This window comes from Paenibacillus sp. F024 (genome assembly GCF_057814255.1).
On the sequence record NZ_JBVASZ010000011.1, the window covers coordinates 109,745 to 123,926 of the forward strand.

Sequence of the window (14,182 nt, forward strand, 5' to 3'; positions counted from 1 at the left end):
TCCTTCCTCCCCGCGTTCCTTACATGAATCCCAAAAAACCTTTAGGAAGTCCCGCATTCAGCCAAATATCGAACATAGCGAATAGTATGGCAGGAATCAATAGGCTATTCACTACGTTCTGAACGTACGCCTTCGGATTGAACCGGGATAGCAGGAAATAGATATAAAGCACCATCGAAAGTACGGCCCCTAAATAAGTCATAAGCAGAACAAACAAAGACGTAAGAATAAGGAGCCACCATACATCTGCGGCATGTTCCTTGCTTCCTTCTTGCGTGCGACGATCCCGCAAGTCTTTAAAGCACCGGAATCCTGTAAGTATAACTAGCAATAGGGCCGTTGTGATGGGGAACAGGCCGGCACCCGGCTTGGAATCTGTGAATAAATCAAACTTAAAACTTAAAAGTAAAAACACAACGGAGAACAAAAACATAAATATCGAGAATCCCTGTCTCATTCCCATTTATTTAACCGCTCCCGTCTCTTTAAGGAGGGACTCAAAGGTTTTGCTGGTCTCTTCAAGATATTTGGCGAAATCGTCCCCAAATCGCAGATCTTCCGTCAAACTATTATCTTTGACGTACTTTTTCCATTCAGGGGTTTCCGCTAATTTTTTCATGGTTTCGATCCACCAATTCTGAACTTCTTTAGAAACGCCGCCCGGCATCACAACTCCCCGTGGCATGGGCAGGTTCGCTTTGTAACCGAGTTCCAATAAAGTAGGAACGTCGGGGAGCGCGGAAATTCGCTTTTTGCCAGAAAATGCAAGCGGTTTCATTTTTCCTCCCTGAATTTGTCCGATGATCTCTGCAGGATTGGCCATGATCGCATCAATACTTTTTGAAAGCAGCGCTCCCGTATTTTCCCCTGCGCCGTTGAACGGTACATACTCGAAATCAAATCCGGCTTCCTTCGCCAGCATTCTCGGAATGAGTGCGTCCACGTTTACGACCCCAATGCCCCCGATGCTCATCTTTTTGCCGCTTTTCGCAGCCGCAATAAACTCCTGCATCGTATTGTATTCAGAGTCTCCCCTTACGATAAACAACATATCATCGGTTGCCATGAGAGCAATCGGCGTAAACGATGAGTAGTTAAAACCTGTATCGGACACTAACGGAGTCGTAATGAAACTTCCGCTTGTCGAACTGATATGGTACGGATTTCCCTTTTGGTTGTTAAGGTACCCCCAACCCGTGGCTCCGCTTCCGCCCTGACGATTCTCGGCAACAATCGGCTGTGTATATAAATTATGCTTTTTCAGTATTTCGATAATGGTTCTGGACATCACATCGTTACCTCCGCCGGGGCCGAAGGCAATCGTCCAGTCAAGCCGCTTCTCCGGATATTTAAATTCCGTGGCTTGGGCTTGCCCTTTATCGTTTGAATTGGACGGTGCAGGCTGTTGACTCCCGCCCCCCGCCCCCCCGCAAGCGCTTACTAACAGGGTCAACAGACCGATCGAAACGATTTTCATCATTTTTCCTTTCATATGGCCCTCTCCTTTCAAATATTCTCGCCAATTTCTTCATTTAAGCCGGGGTCAGTCTCAAACAAGATAAAATGTGGCGGTTGCAAAGGCGATCGGCTTGCCGTCCTGATTGATCATTCTTGATTCCATGTGAACAATCTTCTTCCCTTTCTTCAAGAAGGAAGCGGTGCATTTTACGGCTCCGGAATCCACTGCGTTCAGATATTGGGTTTTCATTTCTAGTGTAACCCCCCGCCCGACAAACCTTTGGCACAGATGCGCCATAGACATGTCGAGAATAAAGGCTATAACTCCGCCGTGCAATGTCCTATGGGTATTGAACAAATAATCCTCGACAGGAACTTCCACGATGCAAATTTCATCCTCATAGGTAAAATTCAGATCAAAAAATCGCGAGAGAAAAAATTTCTCATAATCGTACTCATGGGAAGCAGCCGCCTCCTCAAATTTAGATCTTGCTCTTTCGACGTTCATGGATTCACCTTCTTCTCAGGAGTACTTAAAATCCGGTTTTCTCTTCTCCATGAAAGCTCTTACTCCCTCTTGATAATCTTCCGTAGTGAACGAATCCAGTCGAAGACGTTTGGTTTCCTCCGTGTCCTCCGTCACGCCTCTCATAATTTCAGAAATGATATACTTCATGCTGCGTACGGTAAATTGGGCGTTTTTGCATAGCAAATGAGCAAATTCGTACGTCTTTTCTACAATTTCCTCCGGTGAATAAATTTCGTCAACAAGCCCAATTCTGTGCGCGTGCTCCACGTTGAGTATTTTTCCGGAAAACAGAATATACTTGGCATTGGATGGCCCGACAAGGTTAACCAATTGTTTTGCTGCATCAAGTCCATATACGAGACCTAGCTTGGCGGGGGTTATACCAAAGCGTCCCGTCGTGTCGGCAAAACGGAAATCGCAAGCTAACGCTAATTCGCAGCCGCCGCCGATGCAGGGTCCCTGTATCATCGCAATGACCGGCTTTTTGAAGCCCGCTAATTGCCTTTCCGCTTTATGACAAGCATCGTTATAAATTTTGGCGCCTTCAGCGGTGGATCTTAACGTTTTGAACTCGCTGATATCCGCTCCTGCGGCGAACGCCGTTTCATCTACTCCACGCAAAATGAGCACTTTTATGCTCCGATCCTGATCCACATCATCCAGCAGGGATGGAATCGTTTTCCACATTTCATGGGTTAAAGCATTCCTTTTTTCCGGCTGGTTAAAATAAATGGTAGCGATTTCTCCCGTTTTTTCCAGATAAACATGATTTGTTATCATTAGATCGTCTCCTTTAATGGATATTTATTGAAAACCACTTCTTCCTTGTACAATTCATTGATTTCCTCTTCCTGCAATCCCAATTCGGAAAGCACCTCTTTCGTATGCTGTCCGAGCCATGGAGCCGGCATTCGGATCGAAAGCGGCGTCCCCGAGTACTTCACCGGGAAGCCTAACGTTTTCATATCTCCCAGAATCGGATGCTTCATATCGAGGACCATATCCCTGGCCAGGATGTGAGGATCGCTTAAGGTCTGGTCGTAGGTGTATACGGGGCCCCCAGGTACGCCAAATTGATCCAATTTTTCAACCCAGTAAGAGGTTGGCTGCTGCATTAATATTTCTTCGATCAGGCCCTCCAGCAAGTCGATATTTTTCATTCTGGTTTGTAAATCAATGAACCTCTCATCGCCAATCCATTCCGGTTTTAGCAATACTTTTTGACACAAAATGGTCCACAGCTTATCGTTGCCCGCCCCAATCGTGACATATCCGTCTTTCGTTCTGAAGGCCTGATAGGGAGTTGACCTTCTATGACGCGCTCCGGTTCCCTCGGGAATTTCACCCGACCCGAAATATGCCGCCGATTCCCAGAATGTCCATGCCAATGCCGCCTCTACCAAGGACGTTTCCAGATATTGTCCTTCCCCTGTTTTTAATTTATGGAAAAGGGCGCCCAGTATGCCATAGGCTGCCGTTACGCCGGCGGCAATATCGTTAATAGCTACTCCAACTCTGACGGGACCTCCACCGCGTTCACCGGTCATTCTCATCAGACCCGAAACGCCCTGAGCTACGATATCAAATCCGCCTCTATGACTGTAGGGTCCCGTTTGTCCGTACCCGGATATAGAACAATAAACCACACTTGGGTTGACCGCCTTTACCGCCTCGTAATCAATTCCCATTTTCTTTTTGACATCGGGCCGGAAATTTTCAATCACCACATCCGCCTTCTCGGCCAGCCGCATAAAGATTTCTTTGCCTTTGTCGCTTTTCAAATCAAGCGCAAGACTTCTTTTGTTTCTATTCGGCATGACAAAGCAATAGCCCTCGCCATTTTTAAAAGGTCCTACCCTTCTCGAATCATCCCCTCCCGGAAACCGTTCCACCTTGGTTACTTCTGCGCCAAGGTCGGCCAATATCATGGTACAGTAGGGGCCTGCTAGAAATTGAGTCAAATCCAACACCTTCAAACCGTCTAACGGAAGCATTCACAACACCTCTCCCTTGATTGTTGGGCATCTTGCTTGGTATACAGTATTTTGTGTCCCGGCAAAGTATTCCTAAAATAAAAAAACCCGACACATGTCGGGTCTATCGTCGGAAGAGGTAGGATGAGTCCATCTATACGCCGGACTGGATTGCTGCTTTGTATTGCTCCCCTTTGATCACATAGGAAGCTGCGGTGCGAATTACTCTGTTTTTGATTTCCTCATCGTTTAATTCCCTGATAGTTCTCATCGGATTTCCCATGACCATTGTCCTCAACCTGCGCCAATGCCTGCATGGCTGCTTTCCACGAATTGTAAATGTGTTCTTCGGATTTGGTCTGGGCCGTTTTTCCGTCTTTGCGCAGGATGGCCTCGGCAATGCCCCGATGCTCCATCATCGTATAATACTTTCGTTCAATGTTATTGGCCCACGACGTTGATCTTAGGAACGTAATCGGATTTTTTAAACTCTCCAGCATTTTTGTCAGTACTTCATTCTTTGACATATAGTGGATTTTTTTATGAAAATCATTGTTTACTTCTGCTATTCTTTTATAATCAACCGATTCTTTGTCTCTTTCAAAAATAGTTTCCATGTCATCTAAAAACAACCTAAAGTCGGATAACTCCTCCTCGGTCGCGTTTTCGGCTGCTAGCTTTGCGGCCAATCCTTCCATAACCGCCCTGGTTTGATAAAAGTCCTGCATGTTTTTCTCAGAGAGCTGAATTACAAAAATTCCCCGGTGCGGGAACGTTTCCACCAAGCCTTCCGATTCCAACCGATTTAGAGCGTCGCGGATAGGGGTTCGGCTCACATCCAAATCCTGTGCAAGATTGGATTCGATCAGTCTTTCTCCAGGCTGATAGACGCCAACTAAAATGTTATGTTTCAGCTGTTCATAGACAAATTCCTTAATCGTTTTAGGTCGGTCCATATCTATTTGCCACTCCCTACTAATCTCTCAATGAAATATCTCAATAGAGGACATAAGATCTTCCTCTCTCGTTTCTCTTATATCTATGTTTAATCAAGATGAATTAGAAGAGTTTAATACAAAAAACGGAAAACTTCTTGAGTGAATCAATGATGGATTGACTCATAAAACCAGAAATTCAAAAAGCATCCCTCTCCTTATGGAGAAAAGGGATGCTTGTTAAGGTTCTAACGGCTTTATTCCTTCGGGTAAATCATTTCCTCCGGACGAACGATGGAGTCAAACTGCTCTGCGTTTAAATAACCGCTCTGCACAGCCGCTTCCTTCAGAGTCAGACCTTCCTTGTGTGCAAGCTTGGCGATCGCTGCGGCTTTTTCATACCCGATATGCGGATTCAGCGCGGTCACCAGCATCAGCGATTGCTCCAGATGCTTTTCAATGACCGCCAAGTTAGGCTCGATCCCTACGGCACAATGGTCATTGAACGAATCCATAGCGTCGGACAGAAGCCGGACGGATTGCAGGAAGTTGTGGATGATGACCGGTTTGAATACGTTGAGCTCGAAGTTCCCCTGGCTTGCCGCAAATCCTATCACCGCATCATTGCCCATTACTTGGCATACCACCATCGTGAGCGCTTCGCTTTGCGTAGGGTTCACTTTGCCCGGCATAATCGAGCTGCCCGGTTCGTTCTCGGGGATCCGGATCTCGCCGATACCGCTTCTCGGCCCGCTGGCCAGCCAGCGGACGTCATTGGCGATTTTCATCAAATCCGCTGCCAGCGCCTTCAGCGCTCCATGCGTATATACGATTTGATCATGGCTTGTCAGCCCATGAAATTTATTGGGCGCCGAGACAAAGGTCCTGCCGGTCTCCTTTGAAATTTCATCCGCTGTCATTTCTCCAAATTTCGGATGCGCGTTCAGCCCGGTTCCCACGGCGGTACCTCCGATGGCCAGCTCTTTCATGGATTCCACACTTTGACGTATCATCCTCCCGGTCGTATCCAGCATGGCCCACCAGCCGCTGATTTCCTGGCCCAGCGTAAGCGGCGTGGCATCTTGAAGATGGGTGCGTCCGATCTTGACGATATCGGCGAAAGCCTCCATCTTGCTTTCCAGCGTCTCTTTCAGATTGTCCAGAGCCGGCAGCAAACGGTCTTCGACCGCCAATACTCCCGCGATATGCATCGCCGTCGGAAAGGTATCGTTTGAGCTTTGCGACCGGTTGACATCATCATTGGGATGAATGCGGAGATTAACGCCCTTTGCTTCAAGCAGCTGCGAGGCCCGCGCGGCAATCACTTCATTGGCGTTCATGTTCGATTGCGTGCCGCTGCCGGTTTGCCACACAACAAGGGGAAATTGGTCATCCCATTTCCCCTCCATCACTTCAGCCGCCGCGGCCGCAATGGCTTCGGCCTTTTCCCGTTCAAGCTTGCCCAGCTTAAGGTTGGCCTGAGCGGCCGCTTTTTTCAGCTGCGCAAAAGCCCGAACTACTTCGACCGGCATTCGTTCTGTTCCGATCCGGAAATTTTCGCTGCTCCGCTGGGTCTGCGCTCCCCAAAGCTTATCTGCAGGGACCTTGATTTCCCCCATCGTATCCCGTTCGATTCTGTATTCCATATGGAACTCCTCCTTCATTCATCATTTAAGTTCATTCTAACATAGATTACCCCATAGAATGGAATTTACATCCAACCGTGTTAGCGCTTTGCAGAATAAAAGACAAGAGCCGGAGAATACGATTCCCGGCTCTTGTCTTTTATTCCATTTATTTCGACGGTTCCTTAGAGGTTACATAGCCGCTGGCTCCTCCATATCCGGAAATCATCAGCATGACCGAAGAAGCCAACAAGAAGAACAGCGGCAGGGTCCAGCCGTTCGTTACATCATGCAGCAAACCAAAAAGCGTCGGTCCCATGGCGGCCATCAAGTACCCCACAGCTTGCGCCATACCAGACAATTCGGCAGCTTGCTGCGAATCACGGGTACGGAGAACAAAGAACATCATAGCTAAACTGAATGCCGATCCGACGCCAATACCAAGCAGTATCATCCATAGGATGATCAAGGATAAATTACCGCTCATCAATCCAAGACAGCCAATAATCAACGAGATACCTGCGATAATTACCATTTTACGCTGATTTGAAAATCGGCTTGCCAGCACGGGAACGACAAAGGTGAGCGGCAAAATGATAAATTGAAGCAAGGAAAGCATCCAACCCGCCGTTTCATTGCTCATCCCCCGTGTTTGAAGGAGTTCCGGAAGCCAGGCGACCAGCATATAGAATACCAGGGACTGGGATCCCATATAAATCGTCACACTCCATGCCAGACGTGAACGCCATAATTCACCACCCGACTTTTTGACGTTGGAAATGGGGGTATGCCTGCGATAACGCAGCTGCGGCAGCCAAAGCAGAATGGCGAATAAAGAAAGAAGCGCCCAGCAGCCCAGTGCCGCGCCCCATCCCAGCCCTAATCCGCGAGTAATCGGAATGCTGATCCCCGAAGCGATAGCCCCGCATAAGTTCATTGAAACGGCATAAATGCCTGTCATAACGCCTATTCTTTCCGGGAACTCCCTTTTAACCAGGCTGGGGACAAGCACATTGCACACCGATATCGCAAGCCCCAGCAATAACGTCCCAAGAAACAGCATCCCTATTCCGGGAATTGAGCGTATCAATATCCCAATCGTAAGTGCGATCATCCCCGCAAGAAGAGTAATCTCAATCCCGATCTTGCGGGCGATTCTGGCTGCAAACGGCGAGAGCAGCGCAAAAGCAAGCAGCGGCAGGGTGGTCAAGGCCCCGGCCAAAGTATTCGAAATTCCAGTTGCATTCCGGATTTCTCCAATAATCGGGCCTACGGCAGTAATCGGCGCACGAAGGTTGGCAGCCACCAGTATAATTCCCGCCAGCAGCATGGAAAAACCTGCGCGTGTTTGCAGGCGTTGATTCACTAACTCCTGTTGTAACATGAATCCGTTACTCCTCTCTAATGTCGCTTTGCAGGGTAAGTCGAGAAGCTTCTATATAAGCGCGAACGGCTTCCGCAGCACAATCAGGATTCCGGTCTATGATGGCCTGTGCAAGATCGCGATGGATTTGGGTATGTGTCTCCACAAGAACGGCCTGATCCAGCACACTGCCGATCGATTTTCTCACGCCTTCGGTGATATGCTCATACAATTCCGTAAGTACGCTGTTGTGTGCAGATGCAATGATCACCTTATGCAGATTCAGGTCGGCCTTTAAATAAGCCTCCATATCCTTATTCGCTGCCGCTGCATCATACTCGATCAAGCTTCTGCGCAAAGCCTCAATGTCTTTATCCGTACGCCTTACGGCCGCTAAACGGGCGGCTTCCTGTTCAAGCGCAAATCGAACCTCCAACGTTTCAACAATGTTGGAGCGGCGCAATCGGCGCAGCAATACTGCACCCAGTCCGCTGGAGGAGCATACATACGTGCCGTCGCCCGGACGGACGATCAATAGCCCCGCATGAACGAGCGCCTTGACGGCCTCCCTTACGGTATTCCTGCTTACTCCAAGCTGTTGAACAAGATCCGGCTCAGCCGGAATGCGCAATCCCACCGGCCATTTGCCCGACTCGATAAGAAGCTCTATTTGAGCTGCGACCTGTTCGACCAGTGTCGTTCGTGATGCCCGCTTAAGCCCCAATATTCAAACCTCCAAACATAGGATGTTTAACTTTGCCATTATAACTCTACCTTCTTTTAATAGCAATCATAGATTTTAAACAACCCTCCTTATGCCTTAACGCGATATGATTCGTTGAAGTGGAGCAATGGCGTCAAAAAAGCGCCTTTTTTATCGAATGATGTAACAAGACCCTACAATCTTGGAAGCGAAGAGGTATACCTTTATGAGATTCGTAACCAAAACCAGGCTTGACCATCTCCAGACCATGATCCGGGCTATGGGAGAAGATGAAGAGCATAAGCTGGCACTGCATATCCTCGAGTCCATCAAACGGGATATTGAAGAAAATTATGCGGAAATCCAAAAACCGATCCGACTGCATGACAAGCTGAGGGATCGATCCGGGAATTCCTATTGATGCAACCTCCGTTTATCCGAGGGTGATGGATGATGGGCTAATTCGGCCGATTTTTGTGATATTTGTGTAAACTATGTTTACACTCTCACTCGATTAAGTGTAAAATAAGGCAAAAACGAAATCGGGTGATCACCATGAAGATTGGCTTCCGCACGATTAAGACCGCGATTGGCGTCAGTATTTCGATCTTGCTGGCACAGTCCTTGCAGCTGGAATATTATACGGCTGCGGGGATTCTAACTCTGCTGTGCATTCAGAAGTCACGCAAGCAGTCCACCCAAGCTGTGATCAGCCGGTTTTTCGCCTGCTTGGCAGGCCTATTGTTTTCAAGCCTCTTATTTGAGGTTATCGGGTACCAGCCCTATTCCTTTCTGGTGCTTCTGCTGTTATTCATTCCTTTTTGCGTCCGCTTCCGAATTCAGGAAGGGATCGCCAGCAGCTCCGTTATCGTCATGCATGTCTATATGCACGGAAAAATAGAGCCTTCTTTCTTTTTGAATGAAATCATGGTCATTACGGTAGGGCTTGGCGTGGCTTTATTGATCAATTGGTACATGCCCAGTATTGATAAAGAGCTTAACCGGTACAAAGAAGAAGTGGATCAGCTGATCTCGAGGATTTTAAACGAAATGGCCTGCTACTTGAAAGAAGGCTATACGCTTTGGGATGGTAAGGAGCTGCTGATGCTGTCCGATGCTCTCCAGAACGCCAAGCGGTTGGCGATACTGGATGCGGAGAACAATCTCCTTCGCAAGGAGAATTCCTACCAATCGTATTTTGAACACAAGCAGCGGCAGTACGATATTCTCGAACGGATGCTGCCTTCGATTTCAAGAATTACCGTACAAATGGAACAAGGGATTCGGATCGGCGATTTCGTTCAAGAGTTGAGCCTTCACCTGAATAACCCTAGCCATACTTCTTATTTACGTGATACGCTTCGCGATATCAGGGAATACCATAAGCATCTCCCCTTACCTGAAACTAGGAACGAATTCGAGAATCGCGCCAGTCTTTACGCCGCGGCCAACGAGCTGGAACGATTTATTAATACCATCTGAGCATAAAACAAAGGAGCGTTCACACGAACGCTCCTCTTACTCTTGGCTTGTATTATAGAATGCTGTACTGCTCTTTAACCAGATCCAAAATCCCCGCTTTATCCAGAAGCTCATGCGGAGCAAGGAAAGTAACGGTCACAACGCCCGGATGTCTGCCGATTTGAATGGCGCCTGTAATTGTGGCCCGATTTAACACCTCGGGGACGGTGATGCCAAGCACTTCGGATGCGCGCTTCAAACCGATTTCCGTAGCTTCATTCAAATTAGCTCCGGTCCCGATAAAGGAAACAGGCAAAGCTTCTTCAAGCGTATCCAGCTGCCAGCTTTTGGCGTACTGCAGGGCTTTGGCTTTTTCTTCCGGAGTGAACGGTTTAGCCAAATAAGGCAAGTCTTCCTCTACGGGCAGCAGAATGGGACCATCGATGTTCAATCCTGGTATCACCTGAACCTGCAGCGTGACAATACCGGAGACGTCGGTCGTATGTCCGGCGATTTCACCATCCCCCTGCATGGCATGCATATCCCCCAGATATATGCCTCCCCCGGGCACCTTTACGGGACAGATCAAGATCGCACCTTGCCGGACACGGTTGATGTCCATATGGCCATCCGTTTTGTACTGGTTCAGCTCTTCTTTCGTTAGCGCATATTCGTGAGGAGCGCCAATCAGAAAAGCTCCAAAATCGCCGGCATTATGCGAATCCGGCATAGGATGAGACGGCGTCGTTCCCAGCTGACCCAAGAATGGACGAACACGGGCAACTACGCCTACCAAATCGTGAGGAGCAAAGGTGACGATCGGATTTTGTTGAGAGCCTTCCGGCGTATTCATATAATATCTGCCGTTATGGGCAATCTGTTCGGCCGCTTCCTTGGGTAAAGTGACCCCAAATTCTTTGTTGTCATTAAACCCAATCGTATAACCATTAGTAAATACAAAAGGAGTGGTATCCGCGCCGCATTCAGCACATCGGATGGACTCCTGGCCAATCCCCTCGATCCTGGTTTGGGGATGTAAAGTTCCGCAGCCCGGACATTTGGCGGCTACGAACGGATCTCCCAGAAATCTTCCTTCCATTGTTCTTTCATTGCCTGAGGCGGTGGCCATCGAGGTCACTTCAATGGATTTGATCCGAATCGCAATCGCATCGCCGACCTTAGCGCCCTCCACATAGACAGGCTGTGTGACTTCGTGTCCTCCCCGCAAAGCCGGAGTAATCATCGGTCCCCAACAGCCGGGAGTTGTATTGGCTACGATGTAGCCCCCGTTTCGGACAGGACCTAACATGGCTTGAGAAGGATCCAGGATGCCGTTTGTAAAGGTGTTCACATATACCGTTTGTTTCGCTGCTGTGTTTTCCATGTACATTACTCCTTCACAATCATAATGGTTACTCTTCAATTATAACGTTCTCCTAGAATATGAAAAGCATGAATAATTGAAAATATTTCAATTATCTGTTAATTTTTCAAGCCCCTGCAAGCAGGAACGTTACAAAGCGTAAGATAATACAATGTAGTAATAATTTATGAGCAGAAACGAGGGATTTATCTATGTATGATCATCAGCCGTGGCATCCGGCTTGCATAGCGGCCGTTCCCTCCGTTCATCGAAGCAGGCCAATGATTGAGGTTTCGGGAGAAGGAACCGTAACGGCCCCTCCGGACAGAGCCATGATTGACCTGGGTGTTATCACGGAAGACCCGGCCCTTTCCGCAGCTCAAAGAGACAATGCCGCTTCCACAGCCGACATTGTCCATTCCCTGGTCCAACTGGGTATTCCTAATGAACAAATCCGCACCGTATCTTACAAAATTGAGATCCAGTATAATTATATAGAGGGTAAACAAATCCTAAGAGGCTATCAAGTGACACATATGCTCCAGGTCACCCTCGATCAGGTCCATCTGACAGGCATTGTTGTCGATACGGCGGTACATCATGGCGCAAACTCCGTATCCAACATCCGGTTCAGTATATCGAACCCCGAAATGTATTATAACCAGTCCCTCTCACTAGCTCTCAAAAATGCCAAAGCGAAGGCCATGACCATTGCAAGAACGATAGGTGCAGCTCTGGTTGAGCAGCCTATAATGGTTCAAGAAGAATCGCGCACACGTGAGCCAATACCTTATCAGGCCACACTTTTTGCAGAAAGTGCTGCCGCCACGCCGATCCAGCAGGGAGAATTGAACATTACTGCCATGGTCAAGGCTGCATATACTTATAATTAATGGTTTCTTTTTTTCTTTCTTCTATCCATCATATGATCCATGAGGTATGCGATATATACGTCATCTTTGACTAACCAAGCCGCATACTCTCTTTTCACAAATCGTTCAGCCTCTTCAAACGTGGAATAATGTTCATTTCGTTCATTGTCATCCACATCGATGATCCAGCCATCCCCCGAAGGAAATATGAATATCTGCTGCTCTTTCCGGTTCTCATATAGTGATCCATAGCTGGATTTTTTCAAATTAAATGTATTTCTAAATGCATCCGCGCGCATCGGTTCAAGTAAGAAGGGTTCCGCCACATATAATCGGTAAGCTTCCTCCGTCATTTTACAACCGGACGCTTTGGCATGGCCTCCCCCTCCATAAAGAGCTGCGATTTCCGAAACGTCAATGTGATCGTGAATGGTTCGAAGGCTAATCTTTTTTCCACTCATGTTCATGATGGCGATGTAATCCAAGTGGGGGTTTTCTTTTCCTAGTTCACTTGCCAATTCCGAGTGATAGGATTCCGCATGAACTACACCTGCTACATAGCCATGAATAACGGCTTGCGTGATTTCCCGCTTTTTTCTTCGTATGTAACGTTCAATTTTTTCTTCTTCCATATCGAGTATTTTTTCTTCGAACTCATCAAAAGAAAAGTGCTCGCTGTGCTTAATGCGTTCTACCATTTTTTCTTCAAATTCATCGATTGACAGCATAAAAAAGAGATCATGCAATCGCTTGGCCTGCAGCTGTTCGTTTCGCTCCCATTCCCATGTATCATACTGCCGGACCAGCTCGACGAATTCTTCCAACGCCTTTATAGGTTTTAGCAAACCGTCCCGGACAAGATCTTCATAAAAAAGCGATGTGGCTGAAGCCAGCTTTCCGTTCTTATCCTCTACTTGAACCGTTCCCCAAGGATACTTGTTATAATGAAGGGCGGTTTTATGATGGTCGATCAGCTTTGCCTTTCCACCCGATCTCACGAATTCATCCAGTCCTTTTTCGTTAGCTTCATTCACGGAAAGATCGGTAATGTATAAATAACTATCTTTACTTGGTTTTTCCAAAAATCGTTCCACTTGAAAATTTAAACTTTCGACGGAATTGTAACGGATCACGACATTTCGTCCAAATGCACATCTGGCAACGATCCCGCAGCCGATGCCGTCCAAATCATTATGAGTATACAATAGATACAACCTTTGACAGCTCCCTTCACTTCATTTACTCCATGCCGTTACAAAAATACCATCTCCTTGAACGAACCGTTTTTTGCTAATGGATTGTGTCCATTTAACTGCAATAAGCTTATAAGGAACAGTTTGTTTTATGAATTAAAACTGTTCCTTAAATTTTTTATAGAGTCGGTAAGTTTAATGCCGTATTCATATTATTTATATTTAAATTAATTTGTTCATTCGTATCCCAAGCATGGTACCATCTATTTTGTGCCATGTAACTAGAAATTCTTTCATGCATGTCAATAGCTTCCACTAAATGACGAGTTAGTATCTCTTTAATTTCGGGCGTTCCAGATTCGGTAACTGCCATCGCATAATTTCTAACTCCACTTTTTGCTGCAATCAATAAATCCATTGCAATCACTTGATCAGATAGTGCATCCATGCCGGTTAAAGTTTCAATGATTGGATTCATATTCATTCATCTCCTAATTTACTGCTTTGCTTTGGATAAAATAGTGGTAAAATCCTGTAACTGTCTCGTAGATAAATCAATGTCTTGCTGCATAATATCTATTAACTGCGGGTCTGTAACCAGCCCTATCATTGTCTTTGACTTTGTCAAACAAACCGTCTTAAATGCAGCCAGTTCTTGAGTCTCAAGAACTTCATGCAGAGCATAATTATTCATGATTAAAATCTCC

16 protein-coding genes are annotated in these 14,182 nt (G+C 46.9%); 3 read left to right on the plus strand and 13 right to left on the minus strand.

The window, feature by feature from the left end:
* Positions 1-19: 19 nt before the first annotated feature.
* The 9 genes from ACZYR9_RS13500 to ACZYR9_RS13540 all read right to left on the minus strand — a co-directional run bounded on the left by ACZYR9_RS13500 (position 20) and on the right by ACZYR9_RS13540 (position 8,607).
* Complete coding sequence (locus tag ACZYR9_RS13500; protein ID WP_488979016.1) at positions 20-463, minus strand: tripartite tricarboxylate transporter TctB family protein; 444 nt, start codon at positions 461-463, stop codon at positions 20-22.
* A complete protein-coding gene (locus tag ACZYR9_RS13505; RefSeq protein WP_488979017.1) occupies positions 464-1,492 on the minus strand; it encodes a tripartite tricarboxylate transporter substrate binding protein in 1,029 nt (342 codons plus the stop codon).
* 57 nt (positions 1,493-1,549) lie between these two features.
* Positions 1,550-1,966, minus strand: coding sequence for a PaaI family thioesterase (locus ACZYR9_RS13510; RefSeq protein WP_488979018.1), 417 nt, complete (start codon positions 1,964-1,966; stop codon positions 1,550-1,552).
* Between the two features lie 15 nt (positions 1,967-1,981).
* A complete protein-coding gene (locus tag ACZYR9_RS13515) occupies positions 1,982-2,767 on the minus strand; it encodes an enoyl-CoA hydratase-related protein (protein WP_488979019.1) in 786 nt (261 codons plus the stop codon).
* The gene (locus ACZYR9_RS13520) at positions 2,767-3,981 is read right to left on the minus strand and encodes a CaiB/BaiF CoA transferase family protein (RefSeq protein WP_488979020.1); all 1,215 of its coding nucleotides are present in this window, start codon (positions 3,979-3,981) and stop codon (positions 2,767-2,769) included. The genes ACZYR9_RS13515 and ACZYR9_RS13520 overlap by 1 nt, the downstream gene beginning before the upstream one ends.
* Before the next feature lie 221 nt (positions 3,982-4,202).
* Complete coding sequence (locus ACZYR9_RS13525) at positions 4,203-4,916, minus strand: GntR family transcriptional regulator (RefSeq protein WP_488979021.1); 714 nt, start codon at positions 4,914-4,916, stop codon at positions 4,203-4,205.
* 236 nt (positions 4,917-5,152) lie between these two features.
* Entirely contained in the window at positions 5,153-6,541 is a 1,389-nt protein-coding gene (fumC, locus tag ACZYR9_RS13530; protein ID WP_488979022.1) for a class II fumarate hydratase, read from the minus strand.
* A gap of 148 nt (positions 6,542-6,689) precedes the next feature.
* On the minus strand, positions 6,690-7,904 hold the full coding sequence (locus ACZYR9_RS13535; protein ID WP_488979023.1) for a CynX/NimT family MFS transporter: 1,215 nt from the start codon (positions 7,902-7,904) through the stop codon (positions 6,690-6,692).
* Between the two features lie 7 nt (positions 7,905-7,911).
* Entirely contained in the window at positions 7,912-8,607 is a 696-nt protein-coding gene (locus ACZYR9_RS13540) for a FadR/GntR family transcriptional regulator (RefSeq protein ID WP_488979024.1), read from the minus strand.
* A gap of 205 nt (positions 8,608-8,812) precedes the next feature.
* Here ACZYR9_RS13540 and ACZYR9_RS13545 point away from each other — a divergent pair, with 205 nt between their 5' ends.
* Together ACZYR9_RS13545 and ACZYR9_RS13550 are read left to right on the plus strand one after the other, a co-directional pair.
* Complete coding sequence (locus tag ACZYR9_RS13545) at positions 8,813-9,007, plus strand: hypothetical protein (RefSeq protein ID WP_488979025.1); 195 nt, start codon at positions 8,813-8,815, stop codon at positions 9,005-9,007.
* Positions 9,008-9,141: 134 nt separating this feature from the next.
* Positions 9,142-10,068, plus strand: a complete 927-nt coding sequence (locus ACZYR9_RS13550) for an aromatic acid exporter family protein (RefSeq protein ID WP_488979026.1) — start codon at positions 9,142-9,144, stop codon at positions 10,066-10,068.
* A gap of 52 nt (positions 10,069-10,120) precedes the next feature.
* Here the strand turns inward: ACZYR9_RS13550 and ACZYR9_RS13555 are convergent, their stop codons facing one another.
* A complete protein-coding gene (locus ACZYR9_RS13555) occupies positions 10,121-11,431 on the minus strand; it encodes an acetamidase/formamidase family protein (RefSeq protein WP_488979027.1) in 1,311 nt (436 codons plus the stop codon).
* A gap of 191 nt (positions 11,432-11,622) precedes the next feature.
* On the opposite strand from ACZYR9_RS13555, the gene ACZYR9_RS13560 reads away from it, so the two are divergent.
* On the plus strand, positions 11,623-12,303 hold the full coding sequence (locus tag ACZYR9_RS13560) for an SIMPL domain-containing protein (RefSeq protein ID WP_488979028.1): 681 nt from the start codon (positions 11,623-11,625) through the stop codon (positions 12,301-12,303).
* Here the strand turns inward: ACZYR9_RS13560 and ACZYR9_RS13565 are convergent.
* The 3 genes from ACZYR9_RS13565 to ACZYR9_RS13575 all read right to left on the minus strand — a co-directional run bounded on the left by ACZYR9_RS13565 (position 12,300) and on the right by ACZYR9_RS13575 (position 14,169).
* Positions 12,300-13,496 carry a DHH family phosphoesterase gene (locus ACZYR9_RS13565; protein ID WP_488979029.1) on the minus strand — a complete coding sequence of 399 codons (1,197 nt, stop codon included), beginning with the start codon at positions 13,494-13,496 and terminating at the stop codon, positions 12,300-12,302. The two genes, ACZYR9_RS13560 and ACZYR9_RS13565, sit on opposite strands and share 4 nt — an antisense overlap.
* 157 nt (positions 13,497-13,653) lie before the next feature.
* A complete protein-coding gene (locus ACZYR9_RS13570) occupies positions 13,654-13,953 on the minus strand; it encodes a spore coat protein (RefSeq protein WP_488979030.1) in 300 nt (99 codons plus the stop codon).
* Positions 13,954-13,971: 18 nt separating this feature from the next.
* The gene (locus ACZYR9_RS13575) at positions 13,972-14,169 is read right to left on the minus strand and encodes a hypothetical protein (RefSeq protein ID WP_488979031.1); all 198 of its coding nucleotides are present in this window, start codon (positions 14,167-14,169) and stop codon (positions 13,972-13,974) included.
* Positions 14,170-14,182: the final 13 nt, after the last annotated feature.

Coding starts and splice junctions, on each gene's coding strand:
- ACZYR9_RS13500 (WP_488979016.1), bottom strand. CDS start 463: ATGGGAATGAGACAGGGATTCTCGATATTTATGTTTTTGTTCTCCGTT.
- ACZYR9_RS13505 (WP_488979017.1), bottom strand. CDS start 1,492: ATGAAAGGAAAAATGATGAAAATCGTTTCGATCGGTCTGTTGACCCTG.
- ACZYR9_RS13510 (WP_488979018.1), bottom strand. CDS start 1,966: ATGAACGTCGAAAGAGCAAGATCTAAATTTGAGGAGGCGGCTGCTTCC.
- ACZYR9_RS13515 (WP_488979019.1), bottom strand. CDS start 2,767: ATGATAACAAATCATGTTTATCTGGAAAAAACGGGAGAAATCGCTACC.
- ACZYR9_RS13520 (WP_488979020.1), bottom strand. CDS start 3,981: ATGCTTCCGTTAGACGGTTTGAAGGTGTTGGATTTGACTCAATTTCTA.
- ACZYR9_RS13525 (WP_488979021.1), bottom strand. CDS start 4,916: ATGGACCGACCTAAAACGATTAAGGAATTTGTCTATGAACAGCTGAAA.
- fumC (WP_488979022.1), bottom strand. CDS start 6,541: ATGGAATACAGAATCGAACGGGATACGATGGGGGAAATCAAGGTCCCT.
- ACZYR9_RS13535 (WP_488979023.1), bottom strand. CDS start 7,904: ATGTTACAACAGGAGTTAGTGAATCAACGCCTGCAAACACGCGCAGGT.
- ACZYR9_RS13545 (WP_488979025.1), top strand. CDS start 8,813: ATGAGATTCGTAACCAAAACCAGGCTTGACCATCTCCAGACCATGATC.
- ACZYR9_RS13550 (WP_488979026.1), top strand. CDS start 9,142: ATGAAGATTGGCTTCCGCACGATTAAGACCGCGATTGGCGTCAGTATT.
- ACZYR9_RS13555 (WP_488979027.1), bottom strand. CDS start 11,431: ATGGAAAACACAGCAGCGAAACAAACGGTATATGTGAACACCTTTACA.
- ACZYR9_RS13560 (WP_488979028.1), top strand. CDS start 11,623: ATGTATGATCATCAGCCGTGGCATCCGGCTTGCATAGCGGCCGTTCCC.
- ACZYR9_RS13570 (WP_488979030.1), bottom strand. CDS start 13,953: ATGAATCCAATCATTGAAACTTTAACCGGCATGGATGCACTATCTGAT.
- ACZYR9_RS13575 (WP_488979031.1), bottom strand. CDS start 14,169: ATGAATAATTATGCTCTGCATGAAGTTCTTGAGACTCAAGAACTGGCT.